The 20,927-nt window shown below is 33.2% G+C and carries 18 protein-coding genes; 4 read left to right on the top strand and 14 right to left on the bottom strand.

Annotated elements, in window-relative coordinates:
- Position 1: 1 nt before the first annotated feature.
- On the bottom strand, positions 2–493 hold the full coding sequence (locus AAA915_RS08405; RefSeq protein WP_338201445.1) for a PTS sugar transporter subunit IIB: 492 nt from the start codon (positions 491–493) through the stop codon (positions 2–4).
- A gap of 165 nt (positions 494–658) precedes the next feature.
- On the opposite strand from AAA915_RS08405, the gene AAA915_RS08400 reads away from it, so the two are divergent.
- Positions 659–1,051, top strand: a complete 393-nt coding sequence (locus tag AAA915_RS08400) for a hypothetical protein (RefSeq protein ID WP_110445351.1) — start codon at positions 659–661, stop codon at positions 1,049–1,051.
- A 111-nt stretch (positions 1,052–1,162) separates the two neighbouring features.
- Here AAA915_RS08400 and AAA915_RS08395 read toward each other — a convergent pair whose 3' ends face one another.
- The 8 genes from AAA915_RS08395 to AAA915_RS08360 all read right to left on the bottom strand — a co-directional run bounded on the left by AAA915_RS08395 (position 1,163) and on the right by AAA915_RS08360 (position 10,417).
- Positions 1,163–2,734 carry an ATP-binding cassette domain-containing protein gene (locus AAA915_RS08395; RefSeq protein ID WP_338201443.1) on the bottom strand — a complete coding sequence of 524 codons (1,572 nt, stop codon included), beginning with the start codon at positions 2,732–2,734 and terminating at the stop codon, positions 1,163–1,165.
- Positions 2,735–2,919: 185 nt separating this feature from the next.
- Positions 2,920–3,378 (bottom strand): hypothetical protein, encoded by a 459-nt coding sequence (locus AAA915_RS08390; RefSeq protein WP_338201441.1) that lies wholly within the window; start codon positions 3,376–3,378, stop codon positions 2,920–2,922.
- Positions 3,365–3,580, bottom strand: a complete 216-nt coding sequence (locus AAA915_RS08385; protein ID WP_338201476.1) for a helix-turn-helix transcriptional regulator — start codon at positions 3,578–3,580, stop codon at positions 3,365–3,367. The genes AAA915_RS08390 and AAA915_RS08385 overlap by 14 nt, the downstream gene beginning before the upstream one ends.
- Before the next feature lie 114 nt (positions 3,581–3,694).
- Positions 3,695–4,648: an NAD(P)-dependent oxidoreductase gene (locus AAA915_RS08380; RefSeq protein WP_338201439.1), complete on the bottom strand. Its 954-nt coding sequence runs from the start codon at positions 4,646–4,648 to the stop codon at positions 3,695–3,697.
- 375 nt (positions 4,649–5,023) lie between these two features.
- Positions 5,024–5,239 (bottom strand): hypothetical protein, encoded by a 216-nt coding sequence (locus AAA915_RS08375; RefSeq protein ID WP_338201437.1) that lies wholly within the window; start codon positions 5,237–5,239, stop codon positions 5,024–5,026.
- Positions 5,240–5,367: 128 nt separating this feature from the next.
- Positions 5,368–7,314 carry a M13-type metalloendopeptidase gene (locus AAA915_RS08370; RefSeq protein ID WP_338201436.1) on the bottom strand — a complete coding sequence of 649 codons (1,947 nt, stop codon included), beginning with the start codon at positions 7,312–7,314 and terminating at the stop codon, positions 5,368–5,370.
- Positions 7,315–7,631: 317 nt separating this feature from the next.
- Positions 7,632–9,122 carry a family 1 glycosylhydrolase gene (locus AAA915_RS08365; RefSeq protein ID WP_338201434.1) on the bottom strand — a complete coding sequence of 497 codons (1,491 nt, stop codon included), beginning with the start codon at positions 9,120–9,122 and terminating at the stop codon, positions 7,632–7,634.
- Positions 9,123–9,574: 452 nt separating this feature from the next.
- Positions 9,575–10,417, bottom strand: coding sequence for a helix-turn-helix domain-containing protein (locus AAA915_RS08360; protein ID WP_338201432.1), 843 nt, complete (start codon positions 10,415–10,417; stop codon positions 9,575–9,577).
- A 144-nt stretch (positions 10,418–10,561) separates the two neighbouring features.
- Between AAA915_RS08360 and AAA915_RS08355 the strand changes: the two genes are divergently transcribed.
- Positions 10,562–11,809, top strand: a complete 1,248-nt coding sequence (locus AAA915_RS08355; protein ID WP_338201430.1) for an MFS transporter — start codon at positions 10,562–10,564, stop codon at positions 11,807–11,809.
- 941 nt (positions 11,810–12,750) lie between these two features.
- Here AAA915_RS08355 and AAA915_RS08350 read toward each other — a convergent pair.
- Complete coding sequence (locus tag AAA915_RS08350; protein WP_338201428.1) at positions 12,751–13,614, bottom strand: helix-turn-helix domain-containing protein; 864 nt, start codon at positions 13,612–13,614, stop codon at positions 12,751–12,753.
- A gap of 119 nt (positions 13,615–13,733) precedes the next feature.
- Here AAA915_RS08350 and AAA915_RS08345 point away from each other — a divergent pair, with 119 nt between their 5' ends.
- The gene (locus tag AAA915_RS08345) at positions 13,734–14,972 is read left to right on the top strand and encodes an MFS transporter (protein WP_338201426.1); all 1,239 of its coding nucleotides are present in this window, start codon (positions 13,734–13,736) and stop codon (positions 14,970–14,972) included.
- Positions 14,973–15,651: 679 nt separating this feature from the next.
- Here the strand turns inward: AAA915_RS08345 and AAA915_RS08340 are convergent.
- The gene (locus tag AAA915_RS08340) at positions 15,652–16,500 is read right to left on the bottom strand and encodes a helix-turn-helix domain-containing protein (RefSeq protein ID WP_338201424.1); all 849 of its coding nucleotides are present in this window, start codon (positions 16,498–16,500) and stop codon (positions 15,652–15,654) included.
- A gap of 210 nt (positions 16,501–16,710) precedes the next feature.
- Complete coding sequence (locus AAA915_RS08335; RefSeq protein ID WP_338201422.1) at positions 16,711–18,297, bottom strand: ATP-binding cassette domain-containing protein; 1,587 nt, start codon at positions 18,295–18,297, stop codon at positions 16,711–16,713.
- A gap of 671 nt (positions 18,298–18,968) precedes the next feature.
- Between AAA915_RS08335 and AAA915_RS08330 the strand changes: the two genes are divergently transcribed.
- The gene (locus tag AAA915_RS08330) at positions 18,969–19,229 is read left to right on the top strand and encodes a hypothetical protein (protein WP_338201420.1); all 261 of its coding nucleotides are present in this window, start codon (positions 18,969–18,971) and stop codon (positions 19,227–19,229) included.
- Between the two features lie 415 nt (positions 19,230–19,644).
- On the opposite strand, the gene AAA915_RS08325 is transcribed toward AAA915_RS08330, so the two are convergent.
- Entirely contained in the window at positions 19,645–20,568 is a 924-nt protein-coding gene (locus tag AAA915_RS08325) for a type II toxin-antitoxin system antitoxin SocA domain-containing protein (protein ID WP_338201418.1), read from the bottom strand.
- A gap of 13 nt (positions 20,569–20,581) precedes the next feature.
- Positions 20,582–20,872, bottom strand: a complete 291-nt coding sequence (locus tag AAA915_RS08320; RefSeq protein WP_187156992.1) for a type II toxin-antitoxin system MqsR family toxin — start codon at positions 20,870–20,872, stop codon at positions 20,582–20,584.
- Between the last annotated feature and the right edge of the window lie 55 nt (positions 20,873–20,927).

Raw genomic sequence — 20,927 nt, 5'->3', positions numbered from 1 at the left:
ATTATTTCTCCATCCGTTTATTTAATTCAGACATAAAGTCCTCCCTAGGATCGTTCGGGACCATCTGGTGGTAAAGCTTTACTCCCCGAGCATCAAGTTCCTTAAAAGCCTTTATTTCTTCGTCATTTACTCCCACGCTCTTGAACAGTTGCAGTCTGCCTTCACCACTTGGCAAGTTACCAACGTTAACTTCTTTAATTGGTACTCCTGCATCAACCATCTGAACCAGAGCTTCCGGTTCACGTGTTATAATAAATATTTTTTGGTCGGCGTAACGGCCTTGAACAATATTGTTACTTGCACGATCCGGTGGCAAAATACTTAAAGCTGCCTGGGTAGGACGAGCTAATTTCAAAGCGGTTTTTTCCAAGTCATCTTTAGATACTTTATCGCCAACGACCATTAATCTTTCTGCTCCTAATTGCCCAGTCCACACACGAGCAACTTGACCATGAATCAGACGGCTATCAACTCTGACATTTACTAATTGCACAATTCATTACCTCCTTCTTGTTATCGCTTACATCACTTACACTAAAATTATAGTTTATATATTTTGTTTTGTAAACATAATTTTTTTTAGTAAACAACATTGACATTGATTTGTTTTATTAATAAGCTAATCTTAAACAACTATTATTAAAGAAAGTGTACCGGTATGATTACAGTTCAACGATCAAAGAATAATATTTCAATGGGTAAACCAACAACTGTAATAGTCAATGGTTTAAGGGTAGGCAGTATCGCTGCTGGTTATGCTTTAAAACTAAACTTAAAAAAAGGAGACACACTGCAACTTACCCAAGGCGGTCTAAATCGCTCGCCCAAAATGGTTATTAATAAGACTGACGCTCATTATAAAGTTATTCCTAATCCCAAATCCTCAGTCTTAATAGCTGTCATGGTCGCAGCCTTATTATTAATTCCGCCAATGATTAAAAACTATGTTCCTTTTTCACAAAACGTTTCAGCTATTATTATTTTTTTAATCTTTTTACTTATTGAATTAGTTTTCAATTTTCGCTGTGGTTTACTTATCGAAGAAATTTAATAAAAGTGTCAGCAAATGTTGCAGTTTTAACTTTTATATGCAAAAAAGCTTATTTTCTTTTTCAGAAAGTAAGCTTTTTGTTAACTATAGATTTTTTTCGAAATATAAATTCTAGATATAATTATTGAAATCAATCACGGCATCATAACGCTTCAGTTCTGCCGATTCATAGTGGTGAATAACCTCAATGAAAGTAAAGTCTGAGTCAAATAAGTAGTCATGAATTGCTTGAGAAGTAGTCTTATCTAGTGAGGCATTAACCTCATCTAGTAATAAAATTGGTCGTTTAGCTAAAATTGCCCTTGCTAATTCAATTCGAGCTAATTGCCCGCCAGATAATTGGTCGGCATTATCACCTAATTGGTAGTCAAAACCTTTTTCTTTAACCAGCTGCCCCAGTTCTAAACGTTCACAAACTTCTGTTACCTTTTCTCTGGGAATATCCGCACCTAAGGTTAGGTTAAACCATAATGAGTCGGCAAAGATGACTGCGCTTTGACTTGAATATGCAAACAGATTAGTAAAAGTACCGGGTTTAACAGCCTTCTGATTAAGCAACTCTTCTTGTGCCTGACCATAATCACCATACATTAAATATTGGAGCATGGTGGATTTGCCAGAGCCGGACGGTCCAATGACTGCAACCTTTTGTCCTTTGGCGACTGCGAAATTAATTTGACTAGCCAATTCTTTACCTTGTCGTTTTAAAGTCAGATCTTTTATTTCTAGTTGCTTAAACTCATCAGTAGCAACACCATTTTGCTGTTTTTGTTCTCCTTTAGCAATAAACTGCTTGATCTTGTTAACGATACCCTTAGTGGTAGATAGATTGTTTCGTTCATTCAAAATTTGCAGGATAGGATTAACAAATGAGTTAGAAAGCTGGGTAATAGCAAATAAAGCTCCCAAAGTTATTTGACCATTGACTACCAGAAATGACCCAAAAGCAAATGGTAATAAAAAGGCACTGGCAATCGCGATAACATTAAGGTAAGTATTAGTATTATTATTCAGCACATTCATTTTGGCCAGTTTTTCTTCCAAGCGATTAACGGCACGTTTATTTTGCTTGACAGCATTGTCTTGCTTGCCGTATAAGTTAAAAGTACCGGTACCAGCTAAAATATTTTTAGTTTGACTGACATATTTATCGTTGGCCTTAGTCCAATCACCTGATGCCTTTTGAATTGGTTTTTGAAAAAAGTTAGACACAACTGTAGGGATTGCTGAGCCCACGAAATATATTAAGGTAACAAACCAGTTTAGATATAAAGCATAACCCAGCGCCAAAATAACGGTATAGGCATAGATCAGAATTTCAATTTCAGCTTCATAACGATTAGTTTCTAATAACTTAAAGTCGTTAGTTAAAAAACCTAAATCAGAGCTGTCTTCTTCTTTATTTAGCAGCATTCCTTTCAGTACTTTAGATCTAAACTTAGTGTTAATCTGCTTAACTGCATCGGTTTTTAAGTAATTAAATAGTAAGCCTGAAATTAAGATTATAGTCAGCGCTACTATGATCTGCGTTACTAAAGAAGGTAAAGCTGAAAATTGTCTCTTAGTTGCCATATTGATCAAATTACTAAGCATATAAGCGGCAAAGATATTTAAAGTACTGTATATCAAACCGAAAACATTAAGCCAAAAGAATTTTAAATGTGAATAGTTATGGTAAATCATTATTTTTCTCCCTCAGTTTTGTTAATAATTTTTTCATTCATAAAGATGATAAATTAATTAAACTTGAGAAAGACTTTGATTACAATACTATTTGACTAAGAGGTCACTATCAGGAATGTAAGTGGGACAAATTTTATACTAAAATGCAAAACCAGTTTTATAACCCTGTAAATACTTAGACCTTACTAATTTTTAAGTTCATTAGTAATACCCATAATTACCTCAATTAATAATAATAAGTTCCATAAAACACTTAAAGTAGCGGCAATGGTTATCAATATTATGACCAGTGTCGTAAACCCTTGAGCTTCATACATGAACGCCGCCCCAATTAGAAAGACCAGGCTCAGAATATAAATTAACCAGTTAGCTATTTTATACATTTGGTGATCAGTTTTCACTGTAATAAACTCATCACGCTCATCTTCATCATCTTTATCTGTGCCTACAGTTTTAGCCTTATAAAAAAGATAAACAGCAACACTAATAGCAAAAACTGCATAAATAATATTTTTCGGTATATCGGTTTGCCTGCGGTGCTGCAGAATTTCTAAACTGATCAGTGCCAACTCAAGAAGTGCTGATAATGTAAAAAAGCATGCTGAGAAATAATATTTGAGCTTTCTTTTCTTATTCTTCTTCATTTTCTAAGTACTCCTCTAAACAAAACAAGGTTTCAATATCAGTTCTAAAAACTTGCGCCAGTTTATATGCCAAGACGAGTGAGGGCTTATATTTTTCCTTTTCTACTGAGATGATCGTTCGTTCAGTGACCCCCACTTTAGCGGCAAGCTCACGCTGCGTTAAGTGCAGCTTTTTTCTATTTTCCTTAACTAAATTTTTGATAATCTCACCTTCTCATTAACATGAAGTATATTTCATGTAGTTAGCTTCATATTATATTGCAGTAAAAGAAAAAAATCAAGCAAAAACTTGGTTTTTATTCATACTTATTTTGTGCTAATTAACTTGGTTTAATGGCTTGTGATCCCTTAAATATGAAATGAGATTTTGTGAAGCCTCAGTAGTAATATTTGTGCGGGCAGCGAGCGTCCCTGAACCCGCGTGAGGTGACAAAATTACATTGTCTAATTTGCAGAGTGCTTGTGGCACTTTGGGTTCAGTTTCATAGACATCTAAACCTGCTCCTGCAATATCACCGTTTTGCAATGCGGCAATTAAATCATTTTGTTTAATCAATTTACCCCGGGCAACATTGATAATATAAGCTGTCTTTTTCATTTGTTTAAAAACTTGGGCGTTGAAAACGCCTGCTGTAGCGGGAGTTGCAGGAGCATGCAGAGTGATTACATCAGCTGTTTTAACTAAAGTAGCAAAATCCACGTAATGAACATTCTTCTTTGCTTCTTCTTGAGAACTTAAACGATGTCTATTATGGTAAATAACTTTCATACCAAAAACTTGGGCATACTTTGCTACCTGAGAACCAATGCGGCCCATACCATAAATACCGAGCGTTTTTCCCTGGAGTCCTGTTCCCATATTTTTCGGTTGAGAAACATTAACCCATTTTCCTTCACGAATGGTTTTGTCATAAAAATGCAAGCGTCTTACGGTCGCTAACATTAAGGCAAATGTCATTTCAGCGGTGGGGATGAGGACACTTTTAGGACAATTGGCCACAACAATTCCTTTTTCCTTTGCATAATCAATATCAATGTGATCAAAGCCAACGCCATTAGCAGTAATAATTTTTAAATTAGTGCCGGCATCTATCAGTTCCCGATCGCCTTTCATTCCAGTGAGTATCAAACCATCGTATTCAGCTAAATGAGCTAAAACCCACGCTCTACCAGCTGCTTCTGGTTTACAAGTTACTGTGAAATTCTTTTTCAATTCCGTTAAGCCAGCTTCTGGTACTATTCCCGTTACCAAAATCTTTATCTTACTCATTTTTTAGCCTCCTTTGGTTCGCAAGTATTTTTCTCTTATTTGATCATTATCTAAAAAGTTTTAAATTGAGCCATCATAATTATACTTTAGTATTACTCTCCCATCAAAAACACCTGACAATATTCAAATCTTGTCAGGTGTTTTGTCTTATTTATTTTCTTTTGCTTATTGCAGCGGCAACTTCTTAAGGGTTGTTTCCGTTTAATATAATAAAATATCCCAAAGAAATAATTTGTGAACGTTTATTATGATCATTCGTATTCTTTCGTGCACTAGGTTTCTATGAGCTGGTTCAAAAATAAAACCAGCAGCTTTCCTTTTCTAGTCGCATATTTATTTAGGACAATTTTAATGGCACAATATTCCCTTTTTATTTTATTTATCCCTTGTCAGTTTTAAAATTACACTGACTGCTGTTGCCCCAATAGCAGCTACAATTAACCAGCCAAGAGCGTTTTGCGGTCGGTTATATGCAATAACCGGAGCCATACTCCACAACTGATTGTTAGAGATAGCAACTGCAAAAATACCAATCACAACAAGCCACAAAATAATCGCCAATATAGTAGTTAGTCTTTGAATATTTTTCATTATTATTTTCTCCTGCCTAAAAAATTATTTTTACTATTCTTCTAGCATCACATGCTGGACTTATATCTGTTTTAGCACAAAGCAGGAATTAATTTTCTTAAAAAATACTTAATTTATAGTATCAAATTTTACCAGACTTGTACCCGCTTATCCGGATCAAGCCACATGCCATCTCCTTCTTTAACATTGAAAGCCTGATAGAATTCCTCTTGACATTGAACCTGCACATTTGCTCGAGCCTGGGAAAGTGCATGAACATCAGATGCGGCGACTAATTGCCAAAATTCAGGCTTAGCGTTTGTTGCCCAAATTCGCGCATAGTTTTCAAACAAAGTTTTGGCGTCTCCACCTTCTTGCTTATTAGCTGCAACAGCTACTGTCAAGCCACCCTGATCACCAATGTTTTCTGAAACTGTCAATTTACCGTTGATTTTGCTCGTACCGACCTCAACACCGTCAAATAGCTTAATTTCAGCTTCGACCCTTTTATTAAACTCGGCATAGTCTTCATCAGTCCACCAGTTTTTCATATTACCCAACTCATCAAACTGTGCGCCGTTGTTGTCAAACGCATGTGAAATTTCATGTCCTACCACTGCGCCAAAACCGCCATAATTAGCTGCACGATCTTGGTGTATATCATAAAAAGGCTTTTGCAGTAAAAGTGCTGGGAAGGTAATGTCATTACTTGGCGGATTATAACAAGCATTTGGTTCTACCGCCGACATTATCCAAAGTGTGCGGTCAACGGGTCTGTTAATATCTGCAAAGTTATCCTTAAGTTTAATTTTATTATTTATTTTAACATTACTATATAGGCTGCCACCCTCTAGAGCTGGTGTTACCTTGAATTTGTCATAGAATCCTTGAACATGCTCTGGATAGCCGATTTTTAAGACTAAAGTATCTAGCTTCTTTAATGCCTTTTTCTTAGTAGTATCTGACAGCCAAGTATTCTTTTTTAAATGATCTTGGTAAACAGCAATCATATTCTTAACGATTTTAGTAGCATCAGCTTTGGCTTCAGCACCCAAGTATTTTTCACCATAATATTGACCAATGACATCGCCAAATAATCTGACCGTCTCATCATAAGCAAAACGCTCGTCTGTAACTAAAGAATCTATGCCGTACATTGCTTTTCTTAGTGGCAGTATTGCCTTTCTAAATTTACGTGATAAATATCCAGCTGCTTGATTAATAAAATATCCGATTAGCCAACCCTTTAATTCGAAGAAATGTTGCTCAGTAAACAATTCATCAAATTTAGCTAAATAGCCTGGCTCAGTAACATTAACTTTCTTAGCAGTTTCAAGTCCATTTTCTTTCATCAAATCAGCTAAATGAATATTTTTACTCTGGTTTGCAAATTCTGTCATACCCATTGGATGATAGATATTTTCAATTTTAGAATTATACTCTGCTGATTGGTAAACCTGCGCCAAACGCTGATCCAATTTAACTGCTCCTGTGGCGTATTGTTCAGCTTCAGCCTGCTTAATACCACTCATTACCAGCAAGTTAATGGTTTGCTTTTGCCAAACATCAAGCAAGTCAGCAGTTTTTTCATTACCATAATAACTGGTATCGGCCAAAATCAAATTTTGCCGGTAAAAAGTGACAATATTTAGTTGTGCATCCTTAAAATCTGGTTCCACTTCAAATTTGAAGGGCAAGTTGTCGGCTAGCAACAAATTCGTTAAGTTCTTATTGACATCAGCTAAATTGTTGAGACTGGTTAAAAAAGTCAAGTCTTCCTTAATTGGGGCGGCACCGTCAGCAGCTCTTTTTTCTTCGTCTTCAGCTATCCGGTAAAATTCAACTGCTTTGTTAAAGTTCTTAACTTGGGGAACTGGTTTTTTACCAGCAATAAAAGCAGAAAAATCTTTTAAAAGGTGTTTACGCGTTTGTTTATCTGCTATATCAAAACTACTAATCCACGGCTCACCCGCAGGGACAGGATTGTCCTTTAACCACTTTGAATTTACAGCCAAGTAAAGGTTATCTTGTTCACGAGTATTTACATCTGGCTTAGTAGTATCGCCAAAGCCACCACGAATATTAAATTTAGTCATTTGTTTTTCTCCTTGTTTTTAATTTTTTTCTTATACCGATAATACCTTCAAGGAGTGAGACAAGTTGAAAAGTGTCATATATGAAACAATATTTTTTCGTATGGTGTTTTTTAAACTTTATAACGATTTAACCGAAGACACTAAAAAGTCGTATTTGAATTTTAAGTTTTTTATTAAAAAGTACAAAAGTTGCAGCGCGTGTAAAATTACATACAAAAAAGCCCTATTTTTTTAAAAAAAGAGAGCTTTTTAATGTAGCTAAAACCAACTTTCAACCTGAAATTTACTGAATCAATTGCTTTCTTACAAGAGTACGATTAATTAGCTAAATCTTCACCGTTAGAAGCGATGACCTTTTTATACCAGTAAAAAGAATCCTTTGGGGTACGCTTCAAACTACCGTTTCCTTGATCATCCCGGTCTACGTAAACGAATCCATATCTTTTAGACATCTCACCCGTACCAGCAGAAACCAAGTCAATACAGCCCCACATTTCATAACCCATAAGGTCAATTCCATCTATATCAACGGCTTCTTTCATAGATTTAATATTACTTTGTAAGTAATCAATACGATACGGATCATGAACCTTGCCATCTTCAGTGACTTGATCACGCGCTCCTAAGCCGTTTTCAACAATCCAAAGCGGTTTATGATAACGATCCCACAATACATTAAGAGCATAGCGCAATACGCAAGGGTCGGTTTGCCAGCCCCACTCACTACTCTTTAAGTAGGGATTTTTAACACCTGCTACAAAATTACCACCGGTTGTAGCTGCTTGATCCTTATGAACCGTAGTTGTAGATGAGGAATAGCAGGAAAAGCTTAAAAAGTCGGCTGAATATTCTTTCAGTAAATCGTAGTCTTCTGGGCAATCATCAAGCTTTATACCATTTCTCTTATATTCTGCAATCTTATATTCAGGATACCTGCCACCAGTTTGCACGTCAGAATAAAACAGAGAGCTGTGCATATCATTCATAACTTTTATCTGGTCTGCAGGATCACAAGTATACGGATACTCTGCTGTAAATGCGAGCATTTGACCAACTTGATTGTAAGGATCTATTTCATGACCAGCCTTTACAGTTAAGGCGCTTGCTACAAACTGGTTATGAGCAGCTTGAGCAATATCTTGAGAAGTGGGATTTAAAATTCCACCTGCCATATAACCTGAAAAATTTAAGGCGTTAATTTCATTAAACGTCAACCAGTATTTAACTAGACCTTTATAACGCTTCATTACCGTTTCAGCATATCTAGTAAACAAGTATATTAATTTTCTATTCTTCCAGCCGCCATATTTAATCGTTAAATTCAGTGGCATTTCATAGTGTGACAAAGTTACCAGCGGCTCAATATGGTACTTTTGCAGCTCTTCAAAAACAGACTGGTAGAATTTTAGACCCTTTTCATTAGGCTCTTCATCATCACCATTAGGGAAAATTCTGGTCCAGTTGATAGACATTCTAAAGCATTTAAAGCCCATTTCAGCCATTAATTTGATATCTTCTTGATAATGATGATAAAAATCCGTTGCTTTATGACTAGGATAGTAATACCCATCAAGGACAGCCGGCACAGCATTCTCAGGAAAGTTCATCTGATCAACATCCATGCTTAAAGGTACATAACCTGTTTCCCCAGTTTTAGGGTTTTTCCATGTTATTTTTCTAGGATTTTCATAGGAACCCTGTGTGATCACATCTGCAGCACTAAGCCCTTTACCGTCAACTTCAAAGGCTCCTTCGTATTGGTTAGCGGCAGTCGCGCCACCCCATAAAAAATCTTTCTTAAAACTCATTTTTATACCTCATTTCTAAATTTAATTTTGAGAAACACTTTGTTCTTTTTCATACAATTGCTTGTCATAGGCTTTAAAGAAGGGATACCAATACCCGTAAAATCAAGCCAATAATAATTATTCCAGCGTAGAATTTAATACTTAATTTCTGCTTCAAGCTTGCCATTACTATTTCTGAATTATACTAACTTCTCGCACCACTTTAATTATAATGAAAATTATGCAAAAAATGGCAATGTTACTAAAAATACTTGAGTACTGATGATGTGAACCCTAAAATTAGGTAGTTTATAGCTGTTAGCTAATGACTAATTCTTACTATTTCGAATAAATTGTTTCCACTGACATATACCATAGTAAGAGTTTTTATTTAGCTAATTAATCATAAAAAAGCCCCGAAAGTTGTTTAACTTTTGGGACTTACATCAATTTTTATGTTAAATACGATATTTTTATTTTTGTTTTTCAAAAAATCTAGTTATTTCCTTGCCATATTCAGGCATCCCTAATAAAGAAAAGTTTTCAATTGCCTTATGACAAATCTGTAAATACTTATCCTTAGCGTCATAGTGGTACATAATCATGTTTTCAAGTAATACTATGGCATTTTTATAGAAAAATAATTCTGGTTTAGTTGATATTTGATTTGCTGCCTTAATTAGGAATTTGGTTTCATCATACTTTTTTTCTTCAATGCACTGGATTAACAAATTACCAATAACAGTTAAAATCATTTCTAAAATTTTTACATCATTTGATCCTTGAAATTGTTTAATTATCCCTCTAGAAATTATTACATTACTTTCTACATCATAAAACATCATAAAATTGCAATAAAGGACTAACGTAGATTTATCAAAATTGGGTCTACTAAAGATCTTATCTTTTAAAGCTTGCTTTTCTTTATCATTTAAATCCTCGTTGTTTACATTCGCAATATAAGCATCTAGATAAAGTAGGTCATCTTCTTTATTAGGTAAATCACTTTCGTTAACAATCTCTTTCAATTTTACCAATTCATTTTTGGCATTGCGATAATAAGCATCACATATTACATCCATTAACTCCTGCTCTTGATTGTAACCCTTCTGCTTAGAATTATTTAATTCGCTAAAAAAATCAATTAAAGAAACAGAATTATAATTTAACAAACTTATTAAGTCTTCTGCAGATATACGATGGATTCCCTTCTCTACTTTAGAATAATAAGAAGGGCTTACAATATTTCCTATCCATTCTCGTTGCGTTTTTTCTTTATTTAAGCGATATTTTTTTAACAAGTTACCAATAGTCATGTACTCCTCCTCTTATTTCCAATATAACATTCCCATTTGACAAAAAATTTCGAATACGAAACTTTTATATTTTTTATTATAGTCAAAATATACTGTAAATATCATTACGAAGAAATAATATTTGATGAAGGAGAAACAGAAGTTATGGGTATCTTTTTAAAAAATAAAAATTATAGAAAGTTCACGATTGCTAGCTGGTTATCTGGAGCAGGCAATATTCTTTTTTACCTGGCTCTTATGACCTATGCCAGCAAATTACAAAATTATTCATTAGCATTATCTTTAATAGCTATTACTGAATCTCTCCCAGATTTAATTCAAAGTCTTGGTGGTTACTTGGCCGACAGAACGCATAATAAATATCGTGTTATTGTGTGGCTTGCTATTATTCGTTTTGCATTGTATATGCTAGTTGGCACACTCTTTGCAATCAACATTAACGGTTGGAATCTTGTGCTAATAGTTATTGGACTTAATTTTATATCTGACCTTTCTGGTATGTATTCTGGTGGCTTACAAACTCCCCTAATTGTTGGCTTAGTTGGGGAAAATGAAATGGCAGAAGCACAAGGCTTTACCAGTGGTATCTCGCAGTTAATTACATTAGCTGCACAATTTATTGGATCTGGTCTCCTACTTTTCATGTCTTACTCAGAATTAGCAATTGTCAACGCATTAACCTTCTTGATAGCTGGATTAATCTTTGCCAATATAGGGTCGAAAGTTCGTAAGCAACACATTCAAAAAGAAGATGTCAATGATCAGAACTTTTTTGCAACAATCAAGTCATCACTTAAACAAGTACAACAAGCACATGGACTCTTAACCATCGTTTTAGTTGTGGCTTTACTTAATGGCTTACTTAGTTCAATAGAACCACTAATTTCAATCGTTATAGCTGGTCATAAAAGTATGCTTATTGGCAACTATAGCTTCACAATCGCACTCTTAGGAGCGGCAGCAGCTATTGGATTAGCTTCAGGTAGTGCAATAGGTACTAAACTCTTAAAGAACGTTTCACTTTTCCAGCTTTCTTTATTATCTACTGTTAATAGTGCTGTTATGGCAATTGCTATTTTAAATAAAAATATTATATTTTGCCTTGTCCTAATGTCAACTCTTGGTTTTTTTGCTGGTACAAGTAGTCCTAAATTAATGCAATGGCTAGTTGTTTCAGTGGACCGCAAAATTTTAGCCTCTTCAGCAGGACTTTTAAATACGATCTTAACAATTGCAGGACCAGTAATGACAACGTTTTTTACATCTATTGCTGGAACAATCAATGTTAATTATGCACTTTATGGCGTTTTAGGACTTAGCGTCATAGTTTTCACTACTACTTTGCTTGTAATGATAAAAGTTAACAAGACAAAACAAGCAGAACTTGCATAATAATTTCTAACTAACTTTTCTCATTAAATACCTTATACTAATCGCAATAAGGAGAAGAAACCGCTCAAGTCATTGTTTCATCATTCAAACAAGTAAAAAAATGGTTCATTAAGGTAGTTTATTCCGAAAATTAAAAATAGCAATCACCACTAACTAAGTTAGGGACGATTGCTATAGAATTAGTAATTTTAATTTAAACTAGCTGATTTTACGATCTCTAAGCATGTAGAAAACGCCCAGCAGCATAAACATTACTAGCATTGTAATGAATGGTGGGAATAAACGGTCAAATCCCTGTACTATTCCAAATCCTAAGAAGATTATTACAGAATACGAAAGCAGAAGTATGCCCCGATTTTGTTTCATAAATTTAAAAAAGGGCTTGTTTTTATAGATTTTTGCAAGACAAAATATTGCTATTAGCAAAGCTATGTACCCTACTATTTCAAACATAATCTCATCACTTTCTATTAATTATCATTTAAAGAACTGCTATGGTATAAATTCCTGTAAGGTTGACATCTATATAAATATAATTGTGTAGATGTGTATTATTCATATAGTCCAAATCATTTCTGACTTTCATAAAACAGGCTGAGCCAATGGCACTAGTTGTTCCTGTCTATTCGTTTATGCATTTAGTATACATTAAAATAATAAAAAATTTAAAATAAAAAATTAATGTTTTTAATTTAAATTATATAAAAGCAACCTAACATAATGCACACTAAGCGAAGTTGCTATGAAACCTAGAGCTACACGGCTTAAAACTGCAACAAATAATTGTTTATGAAATTGAAGCCATATAGCAAAAGGAAAGACTGATTTAACAGCCTTCCCTTTTTTCGTTACCTAGTAATTTCACAATTAGACCAATTATAATTCAAACTTTTACCATTTAATATAACTGTACCTAATATTCAAAACAACTACTATATTTATTAATCATTATCGACTTTTATATTTTCATAAAAAAACTTTTCTACCTTTTTACCATACTCTGGCATACCAAGCAAAGCTAGATTTTCAATTCCCTTTTTACATTTAGCTAAATACTTTGGGCTGTTTTCATCATGATAAGCAATTATATTGATAAAAATCAATAGCATGTTTTTATAAAAAAACAGCTCTGGTTTTGACTCCACTCCAACTGCTATCTTAATAAACGGTTTAGTTACTTCATATCTTTTTTGTTCAATGCATAAACTTAGTAAATTAGCTATTATTGCCAATATTATTGATTGAATCTTTGTATCTGCACTATTTTGATACTGTTGCATAATCCTTTGGCAAAGTAAAAGATTACTATCTATATCGTAAAAAGGCATAAACGAACAATACATAGCTAACTTACTTCTATCAAACTTTGTCGTATTAAAAATTTTTTCTTTAATCGCTTCTTTAGTTTTTTTATCCAAACTATCTACATCATCATTTAATAATGCAATATAAGCATCTATAGTAATTATTAAATCATTATTAGCAAAAATATCATTTTCAGTAATTAGGTGTTTTAACCGTAATAATTGCGCTTTAGAATTTTGATAATACGCATCACCTGCCAGCCGCTCAAAGATTGCTTGTTGCTTATGTCGTAATTGCGCTTTACTATTTAATTTACTAAAAAAATCAATTGGCGAAACATTATTAGCCTCTAACAAAGCAATTAAGTCTTCTGCTGAAATACGGTGAATATTTTTTTCAACCTTAGAATAATACGAAGGGCTGATTACGTTGCTAGCCCATTCTTTTTGAGTTTTGCCTTGTTCCAATCTGTATTGTCTCAATAATTCATATATCTTCATTAATTTACCTCCCTCTTTCTTATTTAGCCAAAAAAATTCGAATTCGCCATTTTATCATTTAAAATTATAAACCCAAATATAATAAAAATAGCGTTTATAAAGAAATAGGAGGCACAGTTTTGGATATTTTTTTAAGAAATACAAATTATAGAAAATTTTCTTTAGCCAGCTGGCTATCAAGTGCCGGCAACATACTTTTTTATCTAGCTCTTATGACTTATGCTAGTAGACTTAAAAATTACTCTTTAGCTCTTTCTTTGATTGCAATTACAGAGTCTTTACCTAATCTAATTCAAAGTCTTAGTGGGTATCTAGCTGATCGGACAAAAAACAAGTATCATGTCATTGTTTGGCTAGCAATAATTAGATTCGCACTATATATGTTAGTAGGGTTATTATTTGCAACTAACATATCTGGCTGGAATTTAGTATTACTGGTTATCGGACTTAATTTCATTTCAGATCTTTCGGGTAAATATTCAGGAGGCTTGCAAACTCCACTAATAGATAGTCTAGTTGGTGAAAATGAAATGTCTGAAGCTCAAGGCTTTACTAATGGCATTTCACAGCTAATTACTATGATCGCACAATTCGCTGGGTCTGGCCTTCTACTATTTATGTCATACTCAGGATTAGCAATTGTTAATGCCATTACTTTTTTAGTAGCTGGTATCATCTACGCTAACATTGGTATGAATGTTAAAAAACAAGAAGTAAATAATCAGCCAGAAGAAGTTAACACTCAAAAATTCGGAGCAACCATTGTTTCTTCACTTAAACAAGTTAAACAAGCTAATGGCCTCTTAACGATTGTTTTGGTCATCGCTTTGCTTAATGGCCTTCTTAGCACAGTCGAACCACTAATTTCAATTGTACTTGCTGGCAATAAAAACATGTTAATTGGCAATTATAGTTTTACAATAGCTGTGGTTAGCACTGTTGCAGCTATTGGCATGGCATCTGGCAGTGCAATCGGTACTAAGATATTTAAAAACACTTCATTATTTTTAATTGTCCTTGCAGACACTATTGCTACTATTACTTTAGCTATTGCTATTATTTATGGAAACATTTTTGCTAGTTTATTTTTCTTAACAATATTAGGATTTTTGGCTGGTATTGTAAGCCCTAAATTACTACAGTGGCTTGTTACTACTGTTGATCGTAAAATTTTATCTTCATCTGTTGGTTTGTTAAATACAATTTTAGTGATAGCAGGCCCTTTAACCACTACAGTTTTTACAAGCATTGCTAGTGCAACTGACATTACGTATGCTCTATATGGAATCATTATACTGGGTATTGCAGTTTTTATTGCTATTTCAATTGTATTATTAAAAATCAATAAAGCTGATTAAACTTTGCGCCGAACCAATAAACACCTTTTACCTGCGTCTGGGGCGACCTGAAAGAATCGCTTTTTTGTTTCTTTTTAAAAGATAATCGTGCCCTAAAAGGACTAACTCCGTTTGAATATCGGAATACCGCCTTAGCAAACATGAATTAATGTTAACGTCCAATTCTAGGGGTTAACTTCAGTGGTCAAAATTATTCTAAAGATGATATTATATCTGTAGCACCTAAAAAAGTATTACTTCGCAGAGTAATACTTTGATTTATATTTAGTCTCTAAAACATTATTCTCTTTTGAATAATGTTTTTTGTTAGTGTCGACCCCATCCAACTTGATCGCCAAATACGATACCAATTTTTAAAAACATTTTTTACCATCTCCTTTATAGAGAACCTACTTATCTTTATAAATTTTTCCTGGTCTAAACTTTATAAATAATCCATCCACAAATGCTTCATAAACATGATCATCTACTTTAGACTTTATTTTTAAATCTTTACTTAACTTATTCAAAACATTTTTCCCATGTTTCTAATTAATCTAAATTGAGCCTAATAAGAATTAATTTATGTAATAAATTTTCTTACTCCTTTCTATTTACTCCTAGTTTATTACGATTTTATATAAGCATATAAAAAATGTCATATTTAACTCTTAATGGTTTAATATGACATTTAAAAATCTTATTTATTAGCAAGCATTAATTCTTCAAGCTCTTTACCATAACTGGGCATACCAGCAATTTTTATACATTTAGTTATTGTTTGTACTTCATCAAGATACTTGGAATTTTGATCATAGTGATATTTGATTATATTCTCAAAAGCTGGGGCAATAGTTTTATAGAAAAATATATCTGGTTTTGTTTTGATTTGTTGTTCACTACTAACATAAAATGCTGTTTCTTCAAATTTTTTGTTACGAATACATAAAATCATCATATTAATAATTATAGATAAAACTAACTTCTGAATGTCTATGCTACTCGAGCCAATGAACTGACGTATTACTCTTTTTGAAATCAATAAATTACTATCTAAATCATAAAAACTCATAAGGTTGCAGTACAATCTTAAACTATCAGAATTAAAATGAGAAACATCAAACGTTCTTTCTTTCAATCTATCTATAACAACACTATCAATACTAGAAAGATTTTTGTTAATTATTGCAATAAAGATATCAATTATATCTAATTTATCTTCTTTATTTGGAAAATCACTTTCTGCAACAAAATTTCGTATTTGTTGCAGATCATGCACAGAGTTTTGATAATACGCTTCATTAACCATTCTATCAATCTCTAGGTTCTCGTCATGTACGGTCTTCGCCTGGTGGTTTAACTTACCAAAAAAATCAGTTAATGAAATTTTGTTAACGTTTAATAGTTCAATTAAATTATCTGCTGAAATGCTGCTTAAATTTTTTTCAACTTTTGCATAAAATGACGGGCTTACCACATCATTAACCCATTGCCTTTGTGTTTTCTTTTGCTGAATACGACAGTCTTTTAGTAATTCACCAATTGTCATTTAAATTTCCTCAACTATTTGATTAATTATCAAATATTACACTTTTTAATTTTATTATAATCAAAAAATATAAAAGTATCATTAAATTTAAAATGAAACTTATATAATACTGAGGTAAAAATTGGTTATTACATTCTGTCAATGTCTAATGTCTTATTTTATGTTATTTAATATCGCAACCAAGTAAGTACTCTTAGAACCTTTTACAACTTATTTTTTATCGTCAAATTGGTATTGATTAAAATCAACAACTACATCATACTTTTGCAGTTCTTCTGGATCGTAATGATGAATAACTTCAACAAAAGTAAAGTTTGAATCAAAAATATATTGGTGAATCGCCTTTGACGAAGTTTTATCAAGTGAAGCATTAATCTCATCCAGTAATAAAATTGGTCGATTGGCTAAAATAGCCCGCGCCACCTCAATTCTGGACAATTGGCCACCAGATAGTTGATCTGCATTGTCACCTAATTGATAATCAAATCCCTTTTCTTTAATTAATTGTCCTAACTGTAGTCCTTGACATACCTCAAGAACTTTTTCTTTAGCTATATTGGCTCCTAGAGTTAGATTAAACCAAAGCGTATCAGAAAAAATAACTGCACTCTGGCTGGAATAGGCAAACAACTTAGTAAACGATCCTGCCGCTGCTTCGTTATGATCAAGTATAATTTTTTTAGATTTACCATACTTACCATACATTAGAAACTGTAACATCGTAGATTTCCCTGATCCTGAGGGTCCGATGACCGCAACTTTTTGGCCAGACTTAATATCAAGATTAATATGTTGTGCTAATACCTTATCCTGACGCATTAAATCTAGGTCTTGCACTTGTAGTTCATTAAATGTAGGATTGTTGGTTTGTTCACGCTCCACATTATCTGCTTTTTGTATATATTGCTTTATCTTTCGAACAATTGGCTTTGTAGTAGACAAATTATTTCGTTCTTGCAAAATTTGTAAAATTGGATTTACAAATGAATTAGATAATTGCGTTATTGCAAAAAGAGCACCTAAAGTAGTTTGACCTTTAATTACTAATGCAATACCAATTGCAAACGGCAATAAATAAGTACCCATAATTGCAATTGCATTAAGAAAAGCACTGGTATTAGTATTAAGCACATTCATCTTGGCTAATTTTTCTTCTAATTGGTTAACTTTATACTGATTTTGTTTAACTGCATTATCCTGCTTATCATATAAATTAAAGGTAGCAGTACCAGATAACAAATTTTTAGTTTGATTAACATATTTATCATTAGCATTTGTCCAAGCCTCTGCAGCATTTTGAATAGGCTTTTGGAAAAAGGTGGAAACAATTGTTGGTATAACCGAACCAATAAAGAATATTATTGTAAGCTGCCAATTTAGATACAAAGCGAATGCCATAGCAAATACGACAGTGTATGAATAAATCAAAATTCCTATTTCAGCATCATAGCGATTTGTTTCCAAAAGTTTAAAATCATTAGTTAAGAAACCTAAATTAGAAGCATCTTCTTGCTCATCCGAGAGCATACCCCTCATCACTTTAAGCCTTAACTTAGTATTGACCTGCTTAGCAGCATCTGCTTTAAGATAATCAAAAATTAATGTGGCGATTAAAATTAAGATCAATAACAAAATGTTTTTACCAAAAAAGATTGGAATAGCTGCAAAATTTTTAGCCGTTGCCAAATTAATTAACGAACCAACAATGTATGCTGTAACAATATTCTGCATACTGGAAATTAATCCCAAAATATTTAAACAAAAAAACTTAAAGTGCGAATAGTATTTATAAACCATGATTTTCTTTTCCTTTCAAAAAACCTTCGTTATTTATATAAATAATATAATTGCCTTTTTATTTTTATTAATAAAACTGTCATATTTGACGCAAATAAGGTGGATATGACAAATCCAAAAGCTAACAGAATTTATTTCCTATCGACTTTCACCTATACCAAAGTAGATTAACATAGTATATTAATTGAAGTAGAGCTAAATCCAAGTAGCTAGCAACTTTAAAAGGTACATAAAAAATAAAGCAGTAATCAAAAAGAGGTAGGACAAAAGTCCATTTCTTTCTGATTACTACTTAAATAACCGAAGCATCTTTTCGATTAAATTGGCTAATTTATCAAAATCTTGTCCTAGCTTGCGCAATGCAGGCGTTAGACTGGTTAGTAGTAAACACTTCAGAAGAAATAAAAGTACGACCTTTCCCCTGCAATCACCCCCTTTCGGGGAAGATCGAAAGGCGTAGTTCATTATTCTATCATGTGTTCTTGTGCTATAATTTCAGTAGAAGAAATAAAGTGCGATCTTTGCATGCAAAAGAGGCGTACTAGACGTCTAGGCAATCCAGTAGATTGCCTTTTTGTATATCTCCACTTTGACAAGACAGTCGCTTACTGGACTGCATGAACAATCGTATTTATTTATCTTTAAAACAATTTAAAAGGTGTGACTATAACATGAATACTACTTTAGTAATAATAATTATTATTTTAGCTTTAGAGCTTCTGCCAATTGATACTTGGCTTATTAAGTATAATATGGCGATTGCTAAACCTATATTTTTTAGTTTAGCGTTGATTGCCGTGTTTGTTCTCTCTCTAGTAGGCTTTTCAAAAGCTTTTCATTGGTATGATTATCTAATAGCGGTTATTGCATGTATTTATGAGTGGATAATATTCTTCAGAAATACTCAAAATAAGAAAAAGCAAACTAATTAGTTGTGCCAAAGCAACTTACTATAATGCACATTGAACGAAGCTGTTACAAAGAATAAAAACTTAAAGGCTGATTTAGCAATTGCTTATAAATTTTAACCAATATAGCAAGGTTACGTTATTTCCCCTGCCCGCGGTTGTAGCCACCGAGGTTAACAACTTTTCAAGAAAAACTGTTTTTTATGTTACCTAGGCTCTTTGGCTCTTTACAATAATTTCTTGCACAAGACTAATTTATTCATGTAATTGCCTAGATATAAAGAAAAAGAAGCCTTGTAAACAAGACTTCTTCTCTAAATTTCAAGCAGCTGCTTTAAGGCGGTTAGCTCTGTTATAGGTTAAGCAAAAGACTGACCCTACAACTCAATATATGTATCGAGTCCCACATTAGGATACTTATTATTTATTCTTTCTCAAACTATTCTTCTATTCCTCGATTAAACGAATCAAAAATCAACTGATCTTTAATTATTTCTCTATCCGGAGTTAAATCCCATGGTGACCCGGGCCGATGAGTCTTCTTACTTAATCCAGCAGCATTGTAATTAATGTAATCCTCATTAACCTTATCTAGTAAATCGGCAATTTCACCATCTTTAGAAACCAAGTTATAGTCATTCATGGCCTCTTTGTCTGGTTTATCAATATCTAAAACACGCTTACCATTAAACTTTTTATGTACTTCAGTTATTGCTGGACCGTATTGTAAATGAATAATAGAAGAAGAAAACAGCCTACTTCTAGTTTTAGCTAAAAATCTACCATATGCAAAATAGAGAAGCTTATTGGCTTTCATTTGCGTTAATGGATCAACATTCAAATCATTATCCCGCTCAAAGTAATTCTCAACTCGAAACCAATTGGCTAACTGCACAGCAGTGAACTTAGGTTGCTCAGGTTGTGATTCCACAACACTATCACTATGGTTCAAATAGGAATTAACTTTTGCTATCAATTCATCAGAATATTTATTCTTCTCATCAGAAATATATTGTTCAAGTACATTATCGCTCTTTATGAGAGCTTTTAAAAACCTATTATTAGCCTTTGTTGGAAATGCACCCGCTTCGTAAAGAGCAATCGTATTTGGACTCAATCCGGTTAATTCTGCTAAATTACGTTGTGTTAAACCAACTTTAGCTCGATATTGTTTTATTTCTTTTGGTGACAATAGACCCATTTCGTCACGATATTTTTGACGGGCAATTTCAGCAGCTTGATCATCTAATGCCTTATCTGGAATCAGTTCATTGGTTTTACTGTCAAAAAGAGCTGGTGCTGTTACTGTATACTTATGTCCAGCAATAGTATAAATAGTAGTGAAATCCTTTTGGTAAGCCATATAAACCCCTCCTTTAATAATCAAGATGGAAACTAATAAATACTACTTTTTGATTGCCTTCAGTAAATACGAATTTAATGTAGTAAGTTTGGCCATCGCTTGTTTTAAATACCCAGACAAATTGTAATGGATTACTTCTATTCGGTTCATGTTTGACAAAATCACTGATTGACAACTGCTTAACTATTTCTTTCGCCAAAGTTACTGAAACTGGCATTGCCATTTTGTCTCTTCTTTGAACCATTTGAAAATGATCATGCTTCACCAAGAATTTTAGCCTCGCTAATGCCTCAGCAACTTCCATTACAAACTTCCAAATATCATTTCTACATTATTATAGCTTCTACTACTAATCAGTA

The organism is Lactobacillus rizhaonensis, assembly GCF_036246345.1.
GTDB classification, from domain to species: Bacteria; Bacillota; Bacilli; order Lactobacillales; family Lactobacillaceae; genus Lactobacillus; species Lactobacillus rizhaonensis.
The sequence above is the reverse complement of the archived record's forward strand: the minus strand, read 5'-3'. Positions and strand labels throughout refer to the sequence as shown.